At 56.3% G+C, this 23,036-nt stretch carries 18 protein-coding genes and 1 tRNA gene; 13 read left to right on the forward strand and 6 right to left on the reverse strand.

The window, feature by feature from the left end; genetic code table 11:
* The first annotated feature begins 1 nt into the window (after window position 1).
* Both AC0JZ1_RS01735 and AC0JZ1_RS01740 read left to right on the forward strand, forming a co-directional pair.
* The gene (locus AC0JZ1_RS01735; protein ID WP_471880718.1) at window positions 2-1,108 is read left to right on the forward strand and encodes a hypothetical protein; all 1,107 of its coding nucleotides are present in this window, start codon (window positions 2-4) and stop codon (window positions 1,106-1,108) included.
* A gap of 20 nt (window positions 1,109-1,128) precedes the next feature.
* Window positions 1,129-2,028: a restriction endonuclease gene (locus tag AC0JZ1_RS01740; RefSeq protein WP_471880719.1), complete on the forward strand. Its 900-nt coding sequence runs from the start codon at window positions 1,129-1,131 to the stop codon at window positions 2,026-2,028.
* Between the two features lie 36 nt (window positions 2,029-2,064).
* Here the strand turns inward: AC0JZ1_RS01740 and AC0JZ1_RS01745 are convergent, their stop codons facing one another.
* A complete protein-coding gene (locus AC0JZ1_RS01745; protein WP_471880720.1) occupies window positions 2,065-2,271 on the reverse strand; it encodes an HNH endonuclease in 207 nt (68 codons plus the stop codon).
* A gap of 388 nt (window positions 2,272-2,659) precedes the next feature.
* Here AC0JZ1_RS01745 and AC0JZ1_RS01750 point away from each other — a divergent pair, with 388 nt between their 5' ends.
* The 4 genes from AC0JZ1_RS01750 (at window position 2,660) to AC0JZ1_RS01765 (ending at window position 8,361) form a co-directional block, all read left to right on the forward strand.
* Window positions 2,660-3,817, forward strand: a complete 1,158-nt coding sequence (locus tag AC0JZ1_RS01750; RefSeq protein ID WP_471880721.1) for a hypothetical protein — start codon at window positions 2,660-2,662, stop codon at window positions 3,815-3,817.
* A 244-nt stretch (window positions 3,818-4,061) separates the two neighbouring features.
* Window positions 4,062-5,222 carry a hypothetical protein gene (locus AC0JZ1_RS01755; protein WP_471880722.1) on the forward strand — a complete coding sequence of 387 codons (1,161 nt, stop codon included), beginning with the start codon at window positions 4,062-4,064 and terminating at the stop codon, window positions 5,220-5,222.
* Window positions 5,223-5,698: 476 nt separating this feature from the next.
* Complete coding sequence (locus tag AC0JZ1_RS01760) at window positions 5,699-7,549, forward strand: AAA family ATPase (protein ID WP_471880723.1); 1,851 nt, start codon at window positions 5,699-5,701, stop codon at window positions 7,547-7,549.
* Window positions 7,546-8,361: an ATP-dependent metallopeptidase FtsH/Yme1/Tma family protein gene (locus AC0JZ1_RS01765; protein ID WP_471880724.1), complete on the forward strand. Its 816-nt coding sequence runs from the start codon at window positions 7,546-7,548 to the stop codon at window positions 8,359-8,361. The genes AC0JZ1_RS01760 and AC0JZ1_RS01765 overlap by 4 nt, the downstream gene beginning before the upstream one ends.
* A gap of 243 nt (window positions 8,362-8,604) precedes the next feature.
* On the opposite strand, the gene AC0JZ1_RS01770 is transcribed toward AC0JZ1_RS01765, so the two are convergent.
* The 5 genes from AC0JZ1_RS01770 to AC0JZ1_RS01790 all read right to left on the reverse strand — a co-directional run bounded on the left by AC0JZ1_RS01770 (window position 8,605) and on the right by AC0JZ1_RS01790 (window position 13,372).
* On the reverse strand, window positions 8,605-9,153 hold the full coding sequence (locus AC0JZ1_RS01770) for a hypothetical protein (RefSeq protein ID WP_471880725.1): 549 nt from the start codon (window positions 9,151-9,153) through the stop codon (window positions 8,605-8,607).
* Between the two features lie 221 nt (window positions 9,154-9,374).
* The gene (locus AC0JZ1_RS01775; RefSeq protein WP_471880726.1) at window positions 9,375-11,111 is read right to left on the reverse strand and encodes a hypothetical protein; all 1,737 of its coding nucleotides are present in this window, start codon (window positions 11,109-11,111) and stop codon (window positions 9,375-9,377) included.
* Window positions 11,112-11,348: 237 nt separating this feature from the next.
* A tRNA-Ser gene (locus tag AC0JZ1_RS01780) sits at window positions 11,349-11,438 on the reverse strand.
* 175 nt (window positions 11,439-11,613) lie between these two features.
* On the reverse strand, window positions 11,614-12,576 hold the full coding sequence (locus AC0JZ1_RS01785) for a dihydrodipicolinate synthase family protein (protein ID WP_471880727.1): 963 nt from the start codon (window positions 12,574-12,576) through the stop codon (window positions 11,614-11,616).
* 91 nt (window positions 12,577-12,667) lie between these two features.
* Window positions 12,668-13,372 carry a GntR family transcriptional regulator gene (locus AC0JZ1_RS01790; protein WP_471880728.1) on the reverse strand — a complete coding sequence of 235 codons (705 nt, stop codon included), beginning with the start codon at window positions 13,370-13,372 and terminating at the stop codon, window positions 12,668-12,670.
* Between the two features lie 518 nt (window positions 13,373-13,890).
* Between AC0JZ1_RS01790 and AC0JZ1_RS01795 the strand changes: the two genes are divergently transcribed.
* The 7 genes from AC0JZ1_RS01795 (at window position 13,891) to AC0JZ1_RS01825 (ending at window position 23,031) form a co-directional block, all read left to right on the forward strand.
* A complete protein-coding gene (locus tag AC0JZ1_RS01795) occupies window positions 13,891-15,330 on the forward strand; it encodes a TolC family outer membrane protein (RefSeq protein ID WP_471880729.1) in 1,440 nt (479 codons plus the stop codon).
* A gap of 20 nt (window positions 15,331-15,350) precedes the next feature.
* Window positions 15,351-17,507 (forward strand): type I secretion system permease/ATPase, encoded by a 2,157-nt coding sequence (locus AC0JZ1_RS01800; RefSeq protein ID WP_471880730.1) that lies wholly within the window; start codon window positions 15,351-15,353, stop codon window positions 17,505-17,507.
* Window positions 17,504-18,796 carry an HlyD family type I secretion periplasmic adaptor subunit gene (locus AC0JZ1_RS01805; RefSeq protein WP_471880731.1) on the forward strand — a complete coding sequence of 431 codons (1,293 nt, stop codon included), beginning with the start codon at window positions 17,504-17,506 and terminating at the stop codon, window positions 18,794-18,796. The genes AC0JZ1_RS01800 and AC0JZ1_RS01805 overlap by 4 nt, the downstream gene beginning before the upstream one ends.
* Before the next feature lies 1 nt (window position 18,797).
* On the forward strand, window positions 18,798-19,451 hold the full coding sequence (locus AC0JZ1_RS01810; RefSeq protein WP_471880732.1) for a ribbon-helix-helix domain-containing protein: 654 nt from the start codon (window positions 18,798-18,800) through the stop codon (window positions 19,449-19,451).
* 750 nt (window positions 19,452-20,201) lie between these two features.
* A complete protein-coding gene (locus AC0JZ1_RS01815) occupies window positions 20,202-21,242 on the forward strand; it encodes an ABC transporter substrate-binding protein (RefSeq protein ID WP_471880733.1) in 1,041 nt (346 codons plus the stop codon).
* A 172-nt stretch (window positions 21,243-21,414) separates the two neighbouring features.
* On the forward strand, window positions 21,415-22,239 hold the full coding sequence (locus tag AC0JZ1_RS01820) for an ABC transporter permease (protein ID WP_471880903.1): 825 nt from the start codon (window positions 21,415-21,417) through the stop codon (window positions 22,237-22,239).
* 3 nt (window positions 22,240-22,242) lie between these two features.
* The gene (locus AC0JZ1_RS01825; RefSeq protein ID WP_471880734.1) at window positions 22,243-23,031 is read left to right on the forward strand and encodes an ABC transporter permease; all 789 of its coding nucleotides are present in this window, start codon (window positions 22,243-22,245) and stop codon (window positions 23,029-23,031) included.
* Window positions 23,032-23,036: the final 5 nt, after the last annotated feature.

The raw sequence follows: 23,036 nt of genomic DNA on the forward strand, positions 1-23,036 counted from the left end.
TATGTTCTTCAAGTACCCGTTGACCGCTTGCGCTGACAATTGGATCAGTTCTACCCTCCTTGACGTACTTCAGACGGCAATATCAGCTCTCCAGCGGGGCGATGAGCCTCCTACGTTTCAGCAGGGCGTGCCAGAAGGTTACCTGCCCGAGTTCAGCCGTGGGGACAGCTTTACCGAGCTGTACGACAAGTTCGTCGCTTGCTGCCGGCCTCTGACGAACGTGGAAAGGGAAATGGTCATTGAGGCAATGATCGACCAAAACAACCTGCCAGCCGTGTTTTCGTCAGGCGTCCGGTGCTCAACTGTAAAAGGCGTCAGCGAAAATGTGCATGAAGCAGGCAAGGAGCTGTTTAAATACGCCTTTCGGCGGCTTTCAGCGCTCAGGACGCCCGGCTCCACTCAGGCAATTCGCAGCAGCTACCATCAGCAAGTTTATCCTTCGCTTGGGAACGGCTGCTGTCCATTTTGCGGATTAGAACTGGTTGACGCGCCTGACGAGGACTTAGCTGATCCGGACTGGGATCACTATCTCCCGGTGTCAATTTATCCGTTTGCAGGCGCGAATCTCCGCAACCTGACGGTCATGGGGACGTCGTGTAATCGCACATACAAGGGTGCGATGGACGTGCTGTATGATGAAGATAATCAGAGGGTGGATTGCCTCGATCCATATGGTGACGAGTCCGTATCAATTTCTCTCGAAGGGAGTTCCTTGTTGAGCGCTGAAGGCGGAGGCCCGTCTTGGAGCATTAGTATTTTCCCCGTCAATAAGGCGCAGAATTGGAGAAGAGTTTTCAATCTCGATGCGCGTCTCAGGGCAAATGTGCTCGATGCTCAGTACCAGATATGGCTTGAACGACTCGTAAAACATGCCAAGAAGCGGGGAGGAGAGGTTACCACGCTGCAGGGGGCACTGGCTGCGGTGCGTAGCTATAGAGACGAGTGCGAAGATGAAACACTGATCGCAGTCAGTATTTTGAAGAAGCAGTTCTTGGAATTGGTTGAAAGGGAACTCTTGGATCCAAACGCTGGCGCCAGAACGCTCAACTTCCTGAACGCCCTCTCTGAAAATTATCCGCCACCAATTATTGTAGAGGCCGAAGCTTGATACCCGATTATCAGTCTTTGATGCTCCCAGTGCTAAGCTTCGCCGCTGAGGGAGAGATGCGGGTGGCCGAGGTGGCAGAACGCATTGCCGATGACCTGCGGCTCACGGAAGCGGAGCGTGAACAACTCCTGCCGAGCGGTCGCCAGCGCTTGCTACACAATCGCATCCACTGGGCCAAATTCTATATGAGCAAGGCCGGGCTGATTGCCTCGCCCGCACGCGGTCGCTTTGTTGCGACCGACAAGGGCAAGGCGCTGCTGGCGACTTCCCCGGAACGCATCGAAGTGGCTCTTCTGATGCAGGAGCCTGAGTTCCGCGAATTCTACAGGAACGAAGGCGCGGCCGCAGAAGACAACGGCGTTCCTGTTAAAACCGTCCAAGACGCCTCTGCTAGGACGACGCCGGAAGAGCAGATTGATGCCGCTCACGAGTCTATTCAGGCAGCCCTGCGCGATGAATTGCTTCAGCGCATCCTCTCCAACAGTTCCGCCTTCTTCGAACAGCTTATCGTCGATCTTCTCGTTGCCATGGGCTATGGCGGCAGCCACAAGGATGCCGCGGCACAGCTCGGCCGCTCCGGTGACGGCGGTGTAGATGGCATCGTCAACGAAGATCGTCTCGGCCTTGACCGCATCTATGTCCAGGCCAAGCGCTACGCGCCTGGCAATCCCGTCGGCCGTCCGGATGTCAACGGCTTCGTCGGTAGCCTCGTCGGCCTCGGGGCCACCAAGGGCGTTTTCGTCACCACCTCCACCTTCAGCCAGCCAGCTCGAGACTACGTCAGGCACCTGTCCCAGCGGGTCATCCTCATCGATGGGCAGGAACTGGCCGACTTGATGATCGAGCACGGCGTCGGCGTCCGCAGCTATCGAACGGTCCAGTTCAAGCGGCTGGACGAGGACTTCTTCGGCGAGGAATGAGGGCCGGCTTCTCGGGCGGAAATAATTTCCGCCTCGTCACCCCTTCAACACCTTCTCGCGGTGATATTGCAGGAATTGGGAATGCGGTCGATCGTCCGGGCGTGGCGGCACAAGCAGACGTCGCCTCGGATTGATAAGCCGCGTGATCGTATCGGGCACGCCGCAATTTACGATCAGCAGGCTGTAATCATCATCGACTGAAATCAGACCGTGATCGAACATCCAATGTGCGGTGCCGGTCAACGCGCGGCCGTTCCGAACGCTGTTCGGCCTGGATCGGCCACAGGGCGGATATGTGCCGCCTGTACCTCGGTCAGCATATCGTCTGCGCCCTTGCGAGCCACGGCTGTCTTGATGATGGTGTCAGATTTGTTTGCTGGGCCGCAGCGCTGAGAATACCACCAAAGGTTGCTATTGAAGTAAAAAATTGTTTTTGCCGTCATTTCTCGACGAAATATGATGGATTCCGCAGTAGTGCATGTATTTATTGAAGTAAAAACAGACAATATAGGATGTCTGAAACGGCGCAACCTATTGTAATCATTGAGATATTAGCCAGTGTATGCTATAATGTGATCATCAGTCGCATTGTGTGGCTGTGTTGAGTACTGTGAAAACAGGGATGTTTGACATGAAGAAGATGAAGAACGCGCTGGCGTCGTCAGCGCGCATGGGCTTCGACTACTCCGCGCACGAAATCTCCCCGGAGATCTCGGCGGAACTCGAGGCGAAGGCGAAGTCGCTGACCGATCTCGGGCGCAAAGAGACGGATCACATTTTCCAGCTCGGCGCCTTGCTCGAAGAGGCGAGCGCTCATATTCCGGACGGGACGTTCGGAAAGTGGGTCGAGGCGCGGTGCAATATTACTGCGCGGACGGCACGCAACTGGCGCGGCGTCCACCGCAATCTCTGTGGCTACCGGGACCGAGCGGTTGAACTGGCAGTCGGGCCAACGGTCCTGATCCAGTTGATCTCGGCGCCGGCGGAAAAGATCGAAGCGGCGTTCGCGTTCGCTGAAGATCAAGGTCGGATCCAGGTTGCTGACGTGAAGGCAATACTGGCGGGCGACGAACTATCAGGCGAGGGCGAGACCGAGGTCGACGTCATTGATCTCGGTGGTGTCCATGGCCTGAAAGCCATGGTCGAAGCACGGACGCGAGACAGCCGAACGGCTCTCCTGCGCAATCTCGTGAATCTTCTGAAGATCTTCTCCGGTGCTCTGGCGGAAGCGGAGAAGACTGGCAAGAGGATCAAGAAAAGCCGGATTGCACCGAAGGCTGAGGTTCATGCCTACCACGCCTATGAGCTGCTCAGCAGCCTTGGCACCGGCGTCGGTCCGCAAGGGGACGGCAAATCGACAATGAAGGTCGGTCTGCCATCGGCGTCTCGCTGGAAAAAGGTCGAGGCGCTGCTGTGGAGGCTTCGTGACAGCACGAACTGGGCGAAAGTCGATAGCCTGGAAACATGGCTGGAGACGGCCGTGATCCCAATGCTCATCTGGGCGACGTCGAAAGAGAAGTCGCCGGCGTGGCCACTGCCAGAAGAGCCGTCGTCGCCGCGGGTCACGATCGTAGCGACATCCTCCGGCGAATCTGAGATCGAAATTGACGATGATGACGACCTCGATGAGGAAAGCGAGGCTGCCGAGATGTTCGAAGCCGAAGCGCTTTCCGATGTTCAGGCCGAAATGGAAGCAGACGTTAGCAACCCGGTTGCTGCCCTGCTTTCCGCGACCCGCGGCCCACGAAGAGGATCGGGCCGGCACAAGCTGGAACTGGTCACGAACTGATTGCTACGAGATGAGAAGGGGCTTTCTAGCCCCTTTTCCGATTCCAGCTTCTGGATTCGGCCCCGTGAGCTCGCCGTTAACCGTGTTCAGGATCTGTTCTCTTTTAGCCAATCGGATCCTTGAGATCCGGTCCGGGTCCTGTCAGGTATCAGTGGCTCCACGCGATTGAGCAAGCGGCCCAAGCCGGTGCTACCAACACCGACAAGGGCCTGACCCTCAGCCTTCTGTTGAAAGGAATCGGGCTTTGACCAACCTACACGTTTCATCCCCTGCCGGGGAAGTTCTCCACGTCGCTTCTGCGGCATCCTCCACCATCTCTTCGCTCGCCGGCTCGACGTCGCGCCGCCACTTCGGGGAGCGCTTTGCTGTTCAGGCTGAACCGCCAGTGTTGCGCCGCCACCCGAATCTGGTGCGCTACACGCAAGTCGAGGCCGACTTCGACCTCCTGATCGACAAGGCCATCGTCGCGATCGCTGACGGCGAGCCGGTCGAGGACGAGATCCTCGGCCACTATGTCAACGTCGCCTCACTGGTCAGGGCAGTGAGTTTCCGTGAAGGCAAGCTTCTGGAGCAGGCCGTCGAGCGGCTGGCCAAGGCCAATCCAGATCTGGTCGTGCTGATGCAGTCGATCAAACTGCCGTTGGTGAAGGCAGCGATCGAGGCGGTGGCCGGGAATGACTGGCGCCAGCTTGAGGGCGTCCGTCTTGACTGCGAAGCACCAGCGAAGGGCAGCTACACGCCGGACCTCATCGTCGTAAACCGCACTAAGCACGCCGCCTTCGTGCTGGATCTGAAACGGTCGCTCGCCTCCTATGGCGACACTAGCCGGCTTGAAGAGCTGAAGCTCAAGATGCTGGCGTCGGCCATGGTGCTGCCGGACTGGCTCTACAAGACGCAGAAGCGGATGATGGTCGAGACGGTCGGTGTTGCGATCATCGATGGCGCTAGCCGTCCGAGCGATCATGCGGCGGGTGTCTGGGCGCTCTCCGAAATTGACGCTCTTCTCGAGATCGATGGTGCCGCTGCCTGCATGGCGGAACTGCGTCTGCGCTTCGGAAAGCGTGTGCAGCAGCTTCTTGAGGTCGAGGCCCGTCGGGCGCTCGGTCTCCCGGAGACGCCGACGGTGACGGCGGCCCCACCGCTCGCCGCTGCTGCCTCCACAGGGGCGCTCCCGGTGCGTAGGTTCGGTGTGCTGCAGGCAATCCCGCGCGTGATGATGTGCGAGGATGCTACGAACGACACCAGGGATCACGGGCCCGGATGCCGCTGTGGCTCCTGCGAAGACCCGAGCTTCGATGATGATGACGACGGCCGCGAGGATCCGGAGGCACTGGCAGATGCCCCAGTCTCCTGGCCGCCCGAGCATATCCGCATTGGCTTTGCCCGGCGTCTGCTCGACGCCTGAGGCGACCCCACCTTCGCTGAGATAAGGCCATAGCTGCGGCGCGTGACGCCGCGGCAGCCTTTTCCGTTTCCATCATGATCTGAAAACGCCGTCCGCTGAAGTCGGACGGCGAGGAGACCCTGCATGTCCGCAGACATCATGTCCACCCAAGCACCATCGACGTTACCCCGTCCCAAACGGACCAGCGCGAGAGCTTCCAAGACTAATCAGCAACCTCTGGCTCCGTCTCCGCAAGACGACCCGGCTCTGATTATCGGCCTGGTGCTTGCGTTTGCCCGGCAAGGTCCGGGGGACACACGTGCCATTCCCTCAGTTGTGCTCGACCGGCTCCGCCACCATGCACGCACAGGCGATCCCGCTTGCCGGTTGGTTCTCGACTGCCTCAAGAGGAGGGCCGGCGCTGGTCATCGCGCTGCCGCTGATCAAAACGTGCAAACGGAAATTGTTTCCATTCACCCAGCCATGAAGGAGGACCGATGATGGATCGTCTGTCTTCTTTCCTGATGCGCCGCCTGGCCCATGTCGAGTGCCGGGCTATCCGGCGTCTCGCGGTCCGCAGCGGCCTGCTGACGATGAGTACTGCCATCGTTGATGGTCACGTTGTCGGCCGCTTTAGCCCCGCCTTTGATCCCTCCCATCTGACCGGTGATGGGGAGCGGGACCGCCAGTGGGTGCGGGATCATCTCGCAGGCTTTCTGATCGATGCACCGCAGGACGAGCATGGCCGACCTGTTCTCGCTCCGGCCGTACCAGTGTGGCCGGCGCATCTCGCGCGGCGTTTTGCGAATGAAGATGGCACGGCGCAGGCCACACTTGCCTACGCGGTCCGTGTGGTTGCCGACGCCGGTTACAAGCCGAGCATCAAACCCATGGCCACGCTGCTGCTGCTTGCTGCGGCCATGGAACAGTCAGGTATCTCGCTGCGCGATCTGGGCGGGGTCCTGCGCCAGCCCGCCCCCGTCTTCTCCGTGGCGGTCCTCGCCGACGGCTTCGAGAGGGCATTGCCGCAGCTCATCGAAAACACCGATATCGTACCGTTCGGTCCTTATAACGGCGTGGCGGCGGACTTTGCCTTCAACGACGATCTCTGGCGTTGGGTAGACGCCGAGACTCGGCGCGTGTTCCTGCAGGTCCCGGCAGGTGAGACCAATCGCCCGAGTCGGGCCGCACTGCGTGGGCAATTGCTGCGGGCCTTGGCGGACGGCACGCCGGTTCTCGCGGTCTCCGAGACACACAATGGCGTTCCCGATCAGGTCGATCTGACCTGCGACATTAGACTGACGGGCGCCGGGATCGATCGGCTGTTGATCGCCGACCTGCTGGAAGCTGTCTACGGCAGCGAAGCGGTCATCCGCCATGACAGCAGTATCGCGAAACTCGATGCCGGCGCGCTCACGCTCGACGATCTCGCCATCGCAATCAGGCCCGGCCGTCCGATCCTGTCGAGCCTCGATGCGCTCGTCGGACTGGCGGCGCTGAACCGCGAGGACAAGGAAGACGGAAACGCTGACAAAAACGCGGGTACCTCGCGGCGGCTGATCACACAGAGCCCAAGCGAGCGCAGAGGAGAGAACTCCGGGGATGGCAACGGGTCGGACGGTCGCGCATCGTCGTCAAAGGACAAGCGCAAGGATAGGTCCCGACAGAAGCCAACGGGCGCAGAAGTAATTCAGCCGGAACCCGATGATGGTGTATCGGCGCCGACCGCGCTGCGTGTCGAGACGCTGACGGGCTATGGTGCCGCCAAAGAATGGGCACTCAACCTGAAGGCGGATCTTGCGGATTATCTCGGGGGTGAGCTGCCGTGGTCGGACATGAGCACGAAGCTACTCCTCTCTGGACCGCCGGGGACCGGCAAGACGACCTTCGCACGGGCGCTTTGCAACACGCTACAGATTCCGCTCGTCGTCACATCCGTCTCGACCTGGCTGCAGGGCGAGTATCTGCATGATGTGCTGGACCGCATGGCAAACACTTTTGCTGAGGCGAGAACGCAGGCGCCGTGCATCCTGTTCATCGACGAGATCGATGGAATTGGTCAGCGTGCCTCGGCGTCGCGACCCTACGCAGACTATTGGAATGCGTGCGTCAACAAACTGCTCGAGCTGCTCGATGGCGCCATCAAGACCGATGGCGTTATTGTTGTCGGCGCCACGAACCGGCCGGACCAAATCGACGAGGCGATCCGCCGCTCGGGGCGGCTGGAAACGCACATCGAGATCCCGCGGCCCGACATTCCCACAATCGCCGGCATTCTCGCTCATCATCTGGGCAGCGACCTTGATGCCGTGACCGCGCCGAACGGTCAGGTGGGAGGTCTGCCATGACGGGCAACACCAAAATTGGCGGCTCGACGGACGAGATCGAGGTCATCCTGGAGGATGGCGACAAGCCCGACGGCGGAAGGCCGGAGGCAATCACCGGTGACAGCCCGGCTGCTGAGACCCTCCGGCGCCTTGCGACGCGGGCCATGGGTCTGACCGGCGCCGACATTGAACGGATCGTGCGCGAGGCGAGGCTCAAGGCAAGGCGCGAGAAGCGCCTCCTGACTTATGCCGATCTGGAAGCTGGCATCCGCGGTCACCGGCCGCCAGTCCCGTATGATGTCCGCTGGCGTCTGGCGATCCACGAGTCCGGCCATGCGGTCGTTCATCACGCTCTGCGTCTCGGCTCGATCCTAGGTCTGACGATCGACACCAAGGATGGCGGCCACAACGCAGTGACCTTTACGACCAACGCACCGGATACCGAAGCTTGGTACGAGCGAGTGCTGATGATGCTGATGGCTGGCCGCGCGGCGGAACGGATCGTGCTCAAGACCGTCTCTGGAGGCTCCGGCGGCGCCGAAGAGAGCGACCTTGCACGCGCAACTCGCATTGCGCTCGACATGGAGCAGGTGCTCGGCTTCGGGGGTCGCCATCCGCTGCTCTATCTCGAGCACAAGCATCCCACCGCAATTCTTAGTCGCGACGCCGATCTGGCAGAGCGGGTACATTGGCGGCTGAAGTTCGCACAGGCACATGCCACGGAGGTGATCCTGGAGAACCGGCAGGCCTTCGACCGGCTGGTCCGCGCACTCTTCGACGCCCAGGCGCTCGATGGCCGGGCGGTTGATGCGATCCTCAACGTCTCGGCGTAGCACCCCGACGATCTGCCGCCGTGCCGAGCATGGAGGCAGACCGTGCGAAGGTCATTGTCCTCGGCATCAAGTTGCCCGCACTTTGACTCGATGTGCCTCGCGTTACCGACAACCTGAAACAAATTGCGGTCATTGGATTCAGAGCTATCGAGCCGCGATTCAAAGCTCCGGGCGGGTGATTCCATTCCCGAAACTTCTGTTTCCGATCTCGAAGCGACCGATTCCGAGTTCGAGAAATCCGATTCAGGCGATCAGTTCGGTCGGTACTGCGGCGTCCGGTGGCGTCGCCAGATTGCCCGACATGGTGATGGATCGGTTGCTGACAACGGCATTCAAAGTGCCAGCAACCCGAAACAAATTGCGCTCATCCGATTCGAAACTCCGGAATTCCGATTCAAAACACAATGATTCCGTTTCGGCGACAAACGGCTTGCGCCGTGCAGCCGGTTCTCTGACCATGAAAGTGCCATCAACGAAAACAGGGGGGACATCATGGCACGACAGACCCAGGAGGAGCGAAACGCCAAGCAGCGGGAACGGCAGCAGCGGCTGAGGGACCGGCATCGGGGCGAGCGGCGCCCGGACCGCGACGACGTCGCGCGGGCCATGCTGTTCTGGGCGATCACCGGCTATTTGAAGGAAGGCCGGCCCGAGCGGATTGATCAGCTCGCTGACGCCGTGACTGCCTTGCTGGCCGAGCAGGGCTTTGACGAGCGGGCAGCCTATGAGGTCTTCGATGAGCTCGTTGATCGCTACGCTCGCGATGACCAGCCCTTCCGGAGTAAGCGTCACCTGCGGGGCTGACGACTTCTCGCCATCTGATCTGCTTGATCACCAACTTTTTGCAAACGGCGTTATCATCAGGGACTTCGTCCCCCGTTACTTCGTGAAACGCCGTTTGCAACTGAATCGCTTTTCTTGAACATTTTGAGCACGCAGCGGCGCAGTTCACCCAGGTGAGGGTCCGACTTCGCGCTCCGACACTCTATCTTTACGATGCGGATCGCAGGAAATCATTTCCGCTTCGGCGGTCCCGCCACCCGCTTGCGCTTGGCGATCGCATCGAAATCCAGATCACGAAAGATCGAATAGTCGATCTCGGAATCGAGAGGCAGGACTTTCAGCTTGCGCGCTTCCTTTTCCGTCGCAACGTCGAAGCCATAGAGGTCGTGCTCGTCGCTTCCCGCACTGTGGCCCGCCTGCACGCGGCGTTCGCGCGGATCGACGCCCGAGTCGCGCATGTCCTGGATGTTACCGCCGCGAAGCGAGTGGAAGACCTCGCGACGGCCGACGGTCTCCTCGCCAGCCTTTGGCTTGATCCCTGCTTTCTTGAACAGCCGCTGCATATAGGAGGAGCCGCTCTTGCTCGGGTCCACAAGCTTCATGATGTTGGGAAACAGAAAGTTCGAACCCTGGCGGCTCGCCCAGTCGACGAACCCGATTTCCTTCAGGAAGTCGTGCAAAACGAAGTAGCGTTCGCTATCTTGTGTCTTGACCGGGACGGTGGTCCAGACGCCATTGATCTGCGAAAGACGCGTCACTTGCCCCACCCAAACCTCCGGGAACTGTTCGCGAATGTCATTTCCGCGCAGATGGATCAGTAGACCCAGACGTCGAGAGGTGAGATGGCCAAGGAGAGGCAGCATGATGTCCTCCATCAGCCCGGACTCAATACCCGTTCGGAACAGGGTATTCATTTTCGAAGTTCCGATGGGTGTTGCCTTGCGCGGGCTGGCCGCCGTCTTCGGAATTCTGATCTTTGCCCCGGCGAAAGGATCGGTGAAACCGCCGGAAGTAATCTCGGAGCGGATCGCTGCCTTGATGACGGCCAGATAGCCTTCCTGGAGCGTTTTCTCGGCCAGTGGTTTCAGATGAAGATCCTTGTTGTTCTCGATGACCTGCCAGGGCGTCATATCCGGATCGCGTTGGTTGTTGTCCCCCGGCCAGTACTGCATGAAATTGACGAAGGCCTGAAGGTCCGCGGGGACATAGGTATCGACGGGGTGGTCGCCGATCAGTTCGATGAAGAGAGCGAGCCGGCTTTCTGCTGTCGAAAGGTCGCGGGCGATATTGGCTCCGCCGGAGTTTCTCCGGGCAGACAGATATGTCGGAATGACGTCGCTCAGGCGCTTTTTCTCTGACTTTGGCCGCCACACCGTCCGGCGGTCCAACTCGAAGGCGGGGATCAGTCTCCCATTGGCGTCGCGAGGATCTTCTGGTGGTCTTGCTGGATTGCTTTCGGGCGGGATACTTGGCTCGACGTTTGCTGCGGTTTGAGGTGACATCGACATGGAGCTTGCGCTTCGTATCGGTTGCTGGGCAGGATCCGAGAGCGCAGACGACGCCGAGAGCTTTGCGATCGCCGACTGCTTCAGTACCTCCGCGTGGCCGACGACAAGTTCGTTGAACGGCTCGCCTCCAGCTTGCTTTTCCAACTCGCGGTTCACGCTGACGAGGTCGCGAATGCCCACGGCTTCTCTCATCTCCGCGACGGGGATCGGTGCATCCGAGCGATCGATCATCCGAAGATAGGCCTTCAGCTCGCCCTTCATCTCGATGACGGTTTCAAGTGCCCGCATCTCGCTGTCGTCGTCGTCCTGCATGCCTCTGCCGTGCCTCATCTCATCGAACATCAATCTGGCCTTCGCCGCCAGAAGGTCGGCCAGGAGCCTCGCGCGCCGGTGAGAGCAGGCGCCGAGACTGAGCCGCAAGGGAGGGATGGCACGCGTGCCGCCGCTCGTCTTCGGCATCTTAATCTGGAAGATGTAAACGGACCCTGATTTGGCGAGGTATGGACCAGGCCCCCTACTTTTGGGCTTTGCAGATGGTGTCTGATTCGACGGCTCGGGCGATACCTCGACGTGTACCGGAAGGTGTACCGGGCGCGATACCTGCATGATTTTCACTCCTCAAGGGCCGCTGGCGAGCAGAGGTTTTGCGAGGAAATCCAAGTTCTTGCAGGTAATTGGCGGAGAGTGAATACAACCTGGCGGAGAGGGTGGGATTCGAACCCACGATACGGTTGCCCGTATGCCGCATTTCGAGTGCGGTGCTTTCGACCACTCAGCCACCTCTCCGGTCAATCTGGTCGGCACCGTTGAGGTGCGGAGCGGTTCTTACCCACGAATGAACTCACTGGCAAGGGGCTATGCGAACTTTTCCGCCAGCGATAGTTTTGTATAGAAAAAGATCATCCCTACCGCAAAATAAGGGTGGGAGGGATGATGAGGAGGTTAAAGTTCGGAAATTGGATTACCTTTTAAATCTCTGAACGGCACCTGGCAATCGGCTCCATTCCGCATACCAAGCATTGAACAAATTGAACTGAGCGGTCACATAGCCGCGCTGGCTTTCGGTTAGCTCGTCCGTTGAGTTGAAGTGCAGCGCATATTCTTCTTCACCTTTGAGGACGAGCATGTGTTTGAAGTAGAGAACGAGGTCCGGGCCTTCATCAAATGAGGAGAGTACTGCCAGAGCCTGCTCAAGTTCATGAGCTCGCATGCGCGCATCCGCATCGCCCTTGGCTGCAGCTTCTGAAAGGCTGCATAGGTGCAGAATCTCTTTGGGAAGTACATTGCCGATGCCAGTTATTGCACCGCTTGCGCCACAAGTGACGTAGCCGTGGACAACAGCGGTATCGACCCCGATCATAAGCGTCACATCATCATCTCGACTGGTAATATTTTCCGCGGCATAGCGAAGATCGGCGAGGCCGCCAAATTCCTTGAAACCAACCAGATTCGGATGTTCGGAGCGGAGCGCGAAGAACAGGTCAGCTCTCGTGGCAAAGCCATAATAGGGGCTGTTATAGATGACGGCTGGAAGCTCTGGCGCTGCTGAGAGAATAGCCTTGAAGTGTGCTTTTTGCGCTGCGAGCACCGTTCCTCTGGAAAGGACGCGCGGGATAACCATCAGCCCTTTCGCCCCTACCTTTTGAGCATGGTCTGCATGAGCGACTGCGCTTGCTGTGTTGACTGCGCCTGTTCCAACAATGACTGGGATGCCGGCCTCCGTTAGACGCGCTATACCTTCCATGCGTTGAGCATCTGTGAGGAGGGGCCAATCCCCCATGGAGCCACAGTAGACGACTGCTGACATTCCGGCTTCTATTAGCGATTGAGCCTTTCTGACCAAAGCGTCGAAATCCGGTTTGCGATCCGGTGTGCATGGCGTCATCAGGGCTGGAACTACGCCCGAGAAGATATCCGTTTTCATATCAATGTATCCCGTTTTGGGCTGGAGCAAGCAGCCTCTTCAATCGGTAGAATACAGAACCGCAAACTCTTGTCGACAAAAAAAATACAAATTAAAGGGATATGGAATTGCGTTGATAGTTGCTAAGCCAACGCCCGATCTGCTCGACAACCTGCTCTGCATGCACTCGTCCTAGATGGTCGCACTCCTCGCAATTTCCGCGCGCCAACGCAGCGATCATCTCTTCGTGTTCGTTCACAAAGCGGCGTGGAAGTCTGTCCTCATAGGATTGGTAGTACAGCCGCAGAAGCCTTCGTCCCTCATTCAGCAAGCGCTGGAAAAACGAAACATAATATGAGTTTCCACCCGCCCGGGCTATCGCGAGATGGAAATCGACATTCGTGGCGATCATGTGCAGTGCATCCTGCTGCTCCACGGCCTCGGAAAAAGCAGCCTGCGCTTGGCGAATATTGGCTATGTCAGCTGGCTTGGCGTTTTGCGCCGCAAGTCTCATCGTGACGCGATACAACAGAACCAACGCGTCGAAATACGCGGGCATGTTCAGGAAGTCGATGTTTGAGACAATGGTCGATCTATTAGGAAGCGTTTCGATCAGGCCTTCGCTTTCCAGGCGCACAAGCGCCTCACGAATTGGTGTCCGTGACATTCCAAAACGATTTGCCAGTTGTACTTCATCGACCGCGCTGCCAGGTGGCAGCCGAAGATCAAGAATTTCGTCGCGAAGCGCTTCATATACGATCCTCACCCCCGATCCGCGTTTTCGATCCGTCGTGGCAGGGAGTTCGTCCTCAGTCATGCTGTTCTCCAAAAAAGATTGCAATTTACGGTATTGGCTCTCGCAAAAACAGGTGAGGAACCCATTGATAGCGGACGTTATCGCTTGGGGTGTGTTCAGTTCCGCATTTTGTTGACCTTGCGATTAACATTCGTGACAGCGTGATCGATACGGCAAATCTGACAGAACATGGTCAATCTCCGCTGGTCAGAATGGGTGAAACCGCAGTTAACTGTAAGTGAATTCTCAATGACCGTTGATTGGTTCAATACTACGTTTCAGCTATTGGTAGGCCGTCGTTTGAAGAGGGTGACTCGAACGGGTGATTTCGGTTTTCGACGTGATATTAATGAGTAAAATCTCATCTAGTATAAGAAATCCGATATTTCGTCACAAATTGTATAGTTGCTCGTGAATATAACTAGGTATCCTGTTTCGGTTATTGTTAATCTAGTGTTGATCGCACTAAGATTAAGCTTGTTTAAGCCGCTTGGGTAAGTGTATTCAGTTGCAACTTTAGGGGCCTAAGAGGGGTGGACATGTTTTTGAAGCGTAGCGGGCTTATGGCCCTTCTGGCGGCATCTGTTGCAGTGGGCGCGGTTATGCAGACGCCCGCATCAGCTATGTCGTTGCAAGAGGCTGTTGCAAAAACTCTTCAAACCAATCCGCAAATTCTGGAAGCGTCCAAGAATCGCGAAGCGGTGGAGTTTGAATTGCGGCAAGCCCGCGGACTTTATTTGCCGTCTGTGGATCTTGAAGCTGGCTACGGCAATCGTCGTCTTTCCAATGCTTCCACCGGAACCTTGACCAGGAACGACGAAACCTATGTGCCCGCGGATGTGGGACTGACAATCACCCAGCGTCTTTATGATGGCGGCGCCATCCGCTCGCAAGTTGAACAGCAGTCCTCGCGTGTCGATAGCGCGTCCTTCCGCGTCTTGGAGCGATCTGAAACATTGGCGTTGCAGGCGACTCAGGACTATCTTGAATATATCCTGCAATCGAAAATTGTGGGCATCGCTAAACAGAACGTCGATTTCCATAATCGAATCATTGGCGATATTAATGAAGGCATCAAGGGTGGTGCTTTAACGGATGTTGATCGCGTTCAAGGTCGCGAACGACTTGAAGCTGCCAAGGCGCGGTTGCGCGAGGCGCAGCAAGAACTGGAAGCGACCAAAATCCGGTTCTTGAAGACGGTTGGTGAACCTATTCAAAACGCTAGCCTGCCGCCTTCATTGGCCAAATATGTTCCAAAGTCGTTGGATGAGACGATTTCCATTGCCAAGGTTAATAACCCAGGCATGCATGCGGCCCTTGCTGACATTGATGCAGCTGATGCGGCGGCGCGTGGCGCTCGTGCAGGCTATGCACCCAAGGTTGACCTTGAAGGCAATGCACGAGTTGGCCGCGATATCAATGGGAGCCTTGGCAACACGAACGACGTTCAGGTTCGCGTTGTAGCGCGCTGGAACCTCTACCGTGGCGGTATCGATCAAGCGCGTGAGCAAGAACAGATCCGCCGGGCGAGTGAGCAGCGTTATTCGTCGCACCAGACAATGCGGGAAATCGAAGAGTCGGTTCGTAGCGCTTGGAATGAGCGCTCCAGCCGAAGTGAAATCGCCAAAATCATTTCGACGCAATCGGCTCAGAATGCAACTCTGGTCTCCTCTTATGGAGAACAGTTCAAGGTTGGCCAGCGCTCTCTGCTCGATGTGCTGGATGCTCAGAACACAAGATTTAACACCAGCATTCTTGCAGAGACGGCGCGCTTCGCCGCATTGTTCGCTGAATATAAAATTCTTGCTGCCTCCGGTTCGCTGCTCAAGTCAATGAATGTCAAGCCGGTTCGTCAAGTTGAGGCTTATGCCCGCAACGAGTTTTCCGTGAAGTCGAACGCTGGCGATCCCGGCTATCGAGAGCGGAATTCGCGTCAGAGCGCGGGCTTGCCAATGGATCTCACAGCGCCGCTAGAATAGCGGGTAAAGCGTAAGGCAATATGCTGAATGTAAAACTGGACTCGGCAGACCCCATGGTCTGCCGGACCTTTAAGGCTGCTTTTTCTTCTGTTGCAGCTTTCTATGGTCGCACAACCGCAGAAACTGTTCTCTTTTCCGGTCTCCCCGATGACGTTGTGGAGTCGTTGGAAACTGATGACGTCGAGATGATCTGCGAGCGTATCGGCCTTCAGGCGCTTCAATTGGACGATCGGGCCTGCCGCGAGGGCGATTTCGACTGTCCCGCAATTCTCCGTCTTCCAGACAATACCTTTTTGATTTTGCTGGAAAGCGATGAGGCTGGAACGTTCACCGCGAGCCTCGACCCAAACAATGCGCAGACTTACAAATTAACAGCTACGGACTTGTTTAAGTGCCGCCCTGTCTTGGGTTATGCATTCACCCAGCATTATGTGAATGCTTCGGAAGATGCGCTTGTAGGGCATGCAGCAGAAGTTGAACGTCGCCATTGGCTGACGCGTGCATTGGCGCCTTATTGGCGAAGCTATATCCGCGTTGTTGTGGCAGCGCTTTTCATCAATCTCATTGCGCTCGCTTCTCCGCTTTTCACCATGAACGTCTACGACCGCGTGCTACCCAACAAAGCGGTTGAGACATTATGGGTGCTCGCTCTCGGTATCACGCTTGCCTATAGTTTCGATTATCTTCTGAAAGCAGCGCGCTCAGCGTTAATCGACCACGCTGGACGAAAGGCCGATCTTCGGCTTTCGCAGATGATCTTCGACAAGGTCCTCAATGCGACACTGTCGTCACGACCTTTGTCGACGGGTGAATATGCAAATCGTGTCATGCAGTACGAATTCGTGCGTGAGTTCTTCACCTCGAACACGATTGGCTTGATGATCGACACCCTGTTCGTATTTGTCTTCCTCATTGTTATTTATCTGATTGCAGGATGGCTGGTGGTCATTCCATCAATCGCTTTCCTGCTGTCAATTGCCATTGGCTTTCATGCTCAGGCACGGATAGGGCATCGCATGGCCGCGGCGGCCAATGAAGCCTCCCTGCGTCAATCTTTGCTTGTCGAGACCATCTCCACCATCGAAACCGTCAAAAGTCTGCGCGCTGAAGCGCCTATGTTGCGGCGGTGGCAGGAGTTGATGAAAGGTTCCAGCCGAACCAGCGAGGACATCAAGCATATTTCCTCCAACGCAATCTATCTGACTGGATTCGTGCAGCAGATGGTTAGCGTCTTGATCGTGATTGCTGGCACCTACGAATTTGCTGATGGTAAGCTCGCCATGGGTGCGATTGTAGCCACGGTTATGCTTTCGGGACGCGCAGGTGCGCCGCTGGGCCAGCTTGCCATGACTTTGGCACGCTTCCGTCAAGCAACCATGTCGCTACGTATTCTCAACGCTGTGATGGAACAGCCGGAAGATCGTCCCAACACGGTTGGCTTTGTGAACCGTGAAATCCGTCAGGGCAGTTTTTCCTTCCAGAATGTTTCCTTTGCCTATCCAGGCGCCGATGTGCCGGTCATCAAGGAATTCAATCTAACTGTCGCACCAGGGGAGCGCGTCGGCATTATCGGCCGTATCGGTTCTGGGAAAACAACCGTCGGGCGTCTGCTTGATGGGCTTTATCTTCCAACGGGCGGCCGTATCCTCATCGATGGCGTGGATATGCGGCAATATCATATGGCTGAGGTTCGTTCGGCCGTTGCGGTTGCTGGCCAGTCCTCCGACCTGTTCTCCGGCACGGTCAAAGAGAACCTGCTTTTCGGGCGGCAAGATGCGACGGATGAAGAACTTCTCGCGGTTGCACGCATGACCGGAGTGGAGGAGTTTGTTTCCAGCCATCCACGCGGCTTTGATATGCCGGTTGGCGAGCGCGGCAATCATCTGTCTAGTGGTCAGAAGCAGGCGCTTACGATAGCGCGGTTGCTGCTGGCAAAACCCAAAATCGTTTTCCTCGATGAGCCATCCGGAGCCATGGATCTTGCGAGCGAGAGACATCTGATCCAGCGGCTATCCACGGCCTTTGACCGCAACACGACCCTTCTGATCGCAACTCACCGCTTCAGCATGCTGGACCTGGTGGACCGAATTGTCGTGATTGACAAGGGCAAGGTTGTGGCAGATGGGCCAAAAGCTGCTGTTATGGAGGCAATGCAGAGAAAGGGGCAGCGGCAATGAGCAGTCGTTCCCATGATGCACCTCCATTCCTTGCGCGAATGATTGTGGCGGTGCTGTCTGCGCTGATCATCACCTTTGTGGCTTGGGCGGCGATTGCTGAAATCGATGAGATCGCGCGCGGTGAGGGAAAAGTCATTCCCGTTTCCAAGACGCAGATCGTTCAGTCGTCAGAGGCTGGAGTTGTCCAGCAGATTGCTGTTCAGGTCGGACAGATCGTGCATAAAGGCGATCTCATCGTACAATTGAATAATACAACAACAGAATCCTCGTTGGGTGAGGCGGTGGCAAAGGCGCGTGCGCTCGGTGCAAAGGTCGCGCGATTGGAACTTGAAGAGAATGGCCGCTATGATGAGGCCTTCATCTGTCCTGCCGATGTTGCAGCGGTCGCTAAAGCAGTTTGCGATAACGAAGAACGTCTGTTCGCCGCCAACAAGGCAAGCTATCAGAACAAGCTGAATGTGCTGCAGGAGAGATTGCGCCAGCGGCAGAACGAAATGACCGAGGCCGAGGCCAACATCAAGCGGCTGGATCAGAACATTACCGGGGCCACACGCCAATTCGATCTCATCAGCCCGTTGGCCAAGAAGGGCCTTGTCGCACAGACAGAAGTCATCAAGACGGAACGTGAGCTGACAGATCAGAAGGGTCAGCGCACTGTTTATGAGGAAAGTCTTGGTCGTCTGAAAGGCGCTATTGAAGAATCAAAGCTACAGATGAATTCGCTTGCGCTGGAACTGCGCCAGCAGGCGTTGACCGAAAAGGCTCAAACTCTGGCCGAGCTTTCGGTGATGGATGAAACCATTCGTGGTGCCTCTGACCGCGTGAAGCGTACCGACATTCGCTCACCGGTGGATGGCATCGTCAATACACTCGAGGTCAATACGCTTGGTGCCTATGTAGATCCAGGTAAAGTCGTCGCAGGCATCGTGCCGACTGCCGATACCTTGCTCATTGAGGCGAAAATTTCTCCGCGCGATGTGGCTTTCGTGCGCCGCGGACAGCCCGCAGTTGTCAAAGTCACGGCCTATGATTTCTCTATATTCGGCGGGTTGGTGGGTGAGGTGACCAATGTCTCGGCGGACAGCATCATCGAAAAGGAAAAGGGCGAAACCTTTTATCTCGTGCAGGTGAAAACCGATAAATCGGCGCTTGAGCGCAATGGGCGTAGCTACCCGATCATTCCTGGTATGATCGCCTCGGTTGAAATCATGACGGGCCGGAAAACAATTCTCAGCTATATGATGAAGCCCATCAATAAAGCTCGTTCTGTTGCATTGACGGAGCGCTGAAATGGTTCAAATCGTGCGGCAGGGGGAGGTGCAAGGAGGTGGTGACGGGCAAGTATTCCCCATCATTGCCGATATGGACGCAGAGCCCCGTTTCCGTGCGGTATCGTCCAAGGCTGGTGAGCGCAGAGGCATCAGGCTGGAAGGGATTTATTGGGATGCCCTTGCGCGGCTCTCGGCTGAGACAGGCTTGACCCTGGCCGAAGTGATTGAGCTTGCTGCTGGGCAGCTGCCTGCCAATGGCAATCTTGCCTCGTGGTTGAGAGTTCTCGCGGTCAAATGGTCCATGTCGCGCCTGGCTTATGCGGAAACTGTCGCATCGGCAGATCGCCTGAATGCCCTTGTTCAAGCCTCGCCAATCCCGACGGTAGCATTAACCCAGGATAAGCGGCTTCGCTTCTTCAATGAAGCGTTCTTGACTATGTTACGTCAACGTTTGTCGCTGCCCAATGTAACACAGCTGACGAGAAGCCTACGTTTCTCAGTGGAAATGCAGATTGCTGATGCTATCGGTGTCTTGGAGGCAAATCCCGGTCGTCCGCTTGCAACCGGCTTCAGCGTAAGTTGCGGAGGCGCGACACTTCGCGGTCAGATCAATATCGCTCTTGCTCCGGATTGTGAGCAGAAAATGGTGCTTGGCTACGTCTCGCGTTATTGAAAATATCATGCGGAAGGCTCGATAACGGGCCACCGCGCCATTTCACTCAACGTCGATAATCCTAAATCGGTGGCTGTTAGTGTTGGTTTCTTCTTCGTCATAGATTGAGGAACGGGCGAAGGGCAGAAAAGCGTTAGCAAATTGTGCGATATGGCACCGACCCGTTCATCCGCGATGAAATAGAACATCTGGCGCGATCCCCGGGCGTTTGGGCTGGCTAGGCATTTGCAGGTGCAGCATGGGATGCAGACATGGTGGCTGCCCTTCTGGCTGACGTCCTATTTGGGGCTGGTTATTTTCACGGGAATGCCAATCCTGTTTGTCAACGGGTCCTCTCTTCTTGCTGTTCCCGCGTTTGCCCTGACGACCACAGTCAACTACGCGCTTTCCGGCATGTCGATTTGCCGCTTGGTAGTCTCTTTGTTGGGGGGGCGCTCGGACGTGTGGCTGGGAGCATGCTCGCAAGACACCCTTCTATGTGCAAAGGTGCTTCGAATACGGCGTTGGCGGGGCTTCTATTCGCGCTTGCAATCTACATGCTTTACCGTGGCTCTCAGAGCCTTTGTTCCGAAGCTAAACTCCAACGTTTAAAGCAAGCGACCACTCGTCTTTCGAGAGAGGCAATGTCTACAATTTGCGGAATTGCTCATGCTGCAGTGCATCCTTGGCTTGAAATGAAGTGAAAAGTCCCACTATCATTCAGCTTGGGTTCTCGCCCTCACACAAAATCCCCAGAGAAGGAACGAGGAAATGACGTATCGTAACCGCCTGCGCCCTTGCGCAGTAGCGCTTGGCTTGGTTTTGGCAGGTGCAGTGAATGCATCGGCACAGACCAAGACGCTCACCATTTCATGGTGGGGTTACAATGGTGACAAGCTCAACGCGAATGTCATCGAGCCATTCAAAAAGATTTGCGGTTGCGACATCGTGTTTGAGACTGGCAACAATGCTGACCGCTTGAATAAGCTAAAGCTGCGTGACGGCAAGGGTGTCGATGTCATCTACCTTACGGATAGTTTCTCCCAGCTCGGTATCGCGCAAGGTTTGTTCCAGAAGGTTGATGCTACGAAGCTGCCCAATCTCGCCGAACTTTATGATATCGCCAAAGACCCGCAGGGCGGCTATGGTCCAGCCTACACCATCGGTCGCGTTGGTATCGTTTACGATAGCGCAAAGGTGAAGCCGCAGATCACCTCCTGGAACGATCTGTGGCGCGATGATCTGAAGAGTGCGATCACGCTACCGGGCATTACGACGACTGCTGGGCCGATGGTCGTTCTGCAGGCGGGCAAACATGCGGGTGCTGATGCGTTTAACGATACGGACACGGCGTTCGAAGCAATTGAAGCGCTGAAGCCCAACACCGCCAAGAACTATAATACCGGATCGGAGATGGTGAACCTCATTTCTACCGGCGAAGCCAAGGTTGCGATTGCGCAGGATTTCACACTTGCTTCGCTCAAAGGTGCAGTCCCGACCATGACCTGGGCCACTTTGTCTGATGGCGACATCGCCACGCTGAACACGGTCAATATTCCAAAAGGTTCTGAAAACGTTGAACTAGCTCACCAGTTCATCAACTTTGTGCTTTCAAAAGAGGTACAGCAGCTTGAGGCAGAACAAGGTGTCGATGCGCCTGTGAATAGCAAAGTGCAGCTTACGCCTGAGCAGGCAAAAATGTGGACGTACGGCGCAGAGATGATCGCCAAGCTAAACCGTCTCGATTACGAAAAACTCAATGAGGCGAAGACTGATTGGATTGACCGCTGGAATGAAATCTTCAGCCAGTAATCATGGGAAATAAGCCCATTGTCTCTACCGGCCGGGACAATGGGCTTGAATGTTGCCTGTTTATCCGGCAACGTTCATTTGCTAAGCAATGTAGCGAAAACTCCACATACTCATTCCATCGCCGTATCCGCGTCGAGAATGTCCACGGAAAGAAAAGCCTCAGATCGGCATGATTAAACGTTTAAGCCCCTGGTTATTGGTTGCGCCAGCTAGCGCTTTGGTGCTTCTGTTGCTGATACTTCCCGTTGGAACCACCTTGGTGGCAACGTTCACGGATGCCAAAGGCTGGCTCGCGCCTTACCTCGCCTTTTTCAACAGCGGTTTTCGGCGCAACGTGCTTTATCGCACGATCGAAGTCTCCCTTATCACCACCTTCATTTCTGTCATTCTGGGGTTTATCGCGGCCTATGTCGTGGCGCACATGCCAGGACGGTTGAAGAGTGTGATGATTATCGCCGCTGTCTTTCCGCTTCTCACTGGCGTTGTGGTTCGATCTTTCGCCTGGCTCATCCTCTTGGGCAAGAACGGCATAGTAAATAGTGCTCTCTTATATGTAGGCATTATTTCAGAGCCACTTTCAATGCTTTACACCGAAGGTGCTGTTATTGCCGCCATGGTCTATCTGTTCGTGCCTCTGATGATATTGACACTGGCTGGCGTTCTGGAAGGAATTCCAAAGGATGTGCTGGAGGCTGCATCCTCCCTTGGTGCTGCGCCTTTTGCGGTTTTTAGACAGGTTATCCTGCCACTCGCGATGCCCGGCATCATCATTGGGGCCGTTCTTGTGTTCACAGGTAGCTTCACATCCTATGCCACCCCGCAGCTTTTGGGTGGCGAGCGCCAAATGATGATGGGCACCTTCCTTTATCAGCGAGCCATGGTGACCTTTGATTGGACGGGCGCTTCCACAATCGCTGCAATCATGGTTGTCGTCACCATCGCAATCGTGGTGTTGATGACGCGGCTTGCGCGCCGCATGAACCCGATGGCGGCTTGAACGATGCAGACGAAACTTCATCCCGCACTCATTGGCATAGCCAGCATCATCTTCATAATCCTCATCGCACCGCTTTTCATTATTCTCGGCGCTTCGGTCAGCGATACGAGCTATCTCACCTTTCCCCCGCAAGGCTTCACCTTTCGTTGGTTCATCAATATTTTCGATATTACAGCGTTCAAAACCACGGCTCTCACCAGCTTGCAGATTGCTTTCGGTGGTACTTTCCTAGCGCTCTTGATTGGCATTCCGGCAGCTTACGCCCTGAACCGGTTCCGTATTAAATTACCGACCTGGCTCTCCAACGTTTTTGTTCTGCCTATTCTTGTGCCGGAAATCGTGCTCGGATTTTCGCTGATGAAATCGGTGACCATTGGTCTGGACCTGCCAATCTTCACGACGCTGCTTCTCGGCCATACGCTCTTGGTATTACCGTACGCGGTGCGCGTTGTGGGGGCGAGCCTCGCCTCCTTTGACTTTTCCATCGAGGAGGCTGCCATCAGTCTCGGCTGCCCGCCGTTCAAGGCGTTCCTCACAGTCGTTTTGCCAAATATCGGGGCAGGGGTTGTTGCTGCCTTCATTCTCGCCTTCATCACATCGATCAACGATGTTTCCATTTCGCTGTTTCTGACTGGCCCCGGCGTTTCCACGCTTCCCATTCAGATTTTGGCGCATATGGAGCAGTTCTTCGATCCCACTATCGCATCCGTATCCGTTCTCCTCATGCTCCTGACCGTTGGTGTTATGGCTATCGTCGAAGCCACACTCGGCTTGACATTCCTGACAAAGTGAACCGC

This window comes from Affinirhizobium capsici (assembly GCF_977018625.1).

What these genes read in the sequence shown, in the direction of transcription:
- AC0JZ1_RS01735 (WP_471880718.1), top strand. Translation starts at nt 2, where the DNA reads ATGTTCTTCAAGTACCCGTTGACCGCTTGCGCTGACAATTGGATCAGT.
- AC0JZ1_RS01740 (WP_471880719.1), top strand. Translation starts at nt 1,129, where the DNA reads ATGCTCCCAGTGCTAAGCTTCGCCGCTGAGGGAGAGATGCGGGTGGCC.
- AC0JZ1_RS01750 (WP_471880721.1), top strand. Translation starts at nt 2,660, where the DNA reads ATGAAGAAGATGAAGAACGCGCTGGCGTCGTCAGCGCGCATGGGCTTC.
- AC0JZ1_RS01760 (WP_471880723.1), top strand. Translation starts at nt 5,699, where the DNA reads ATGATGGATCGTCTGTCTTCTTTCCTGATGCGCCGCCTGGCCCATGTC.
- AC0JZ1_RS01765 (WP_471880724.1), top strand. Translation starts at nt 7,546, where the DNA reads ATGACGGGCAACACCAAAATTGGCGGCTCGACGGACGAGATCGAGGTC.
- AC0JZ1_RS01775 (WP_471880726.1), bottom strand. Translation starts at nt 11,111, where the DNA reads ATGCCGAAGACGAGCGGCGGCACGCGTGCCATCCCTCCCTTGCGGCTC.
- AC0JZ1_RS01785 (WP_471880727.1), bottom strand. Translation starts at nt 12,576, where the DNA reads ATGAAAACGGATATCTTCTCGGGCGTAGTTCCAGCCCTGATGACGCCA.
- AC0JZ1_RS01790 (WP_471880728.1), bottom strand. Translation starts at nt 13,372, where the DNA reads ATGACTGAGGACGAACTCCCTGCCACGACGGATCGAAAACGCGGATCG.
- AC0JZ1_RS01795 (WP_471880729.1), top strand. Translation starts at nt 13,891, where the DNA reads ATGTTTTTGAAGCGTAGCGGGCTTATGGCCCTTCTGGCGGCATCTGTT.
- AC0JZ1_RS01800 (WP_471880730.1), top strand. Translation starts at nt 15,351, where the DNA reads ATGCTGAATGTAAAACTGGACTCGGCAGACCCCATGGTCTGCCGGACC.
- AC0JZ1_RS01805 (WP_471880731.1), top strand. Translation starts at nt 17,504, where the DNA reads ATGAGCAGTCGTTCCCATGATGCACCTCCATTCCTTGCGCGAATGATT.
- AC0JZ1_RS01810 (WP_471880732.1), top strand. Translation starts at nt 18,798, where the DNA reads ATGGTTCAAATCGTGCGGCAGGGGGAGGTGCAAGGAGGTGGTGACGGG.
- AC0JZ1_RS01815 (WP_471880733.1), top strand. Translation starts at nt 20,202, where the DNA reads ATGACGTATCGTAACCGCCTGCGCCCTTGCGCAGTAGCGCTTGGCTTG.
- AC0JZ1_RS01825 (WP_471880734.1), top strand. Translation starts at nt 22,243, where the DNA reads ATGCAGACGAAACTTCATCCCGCACTCATTGGCATAGCCAGCATCATC.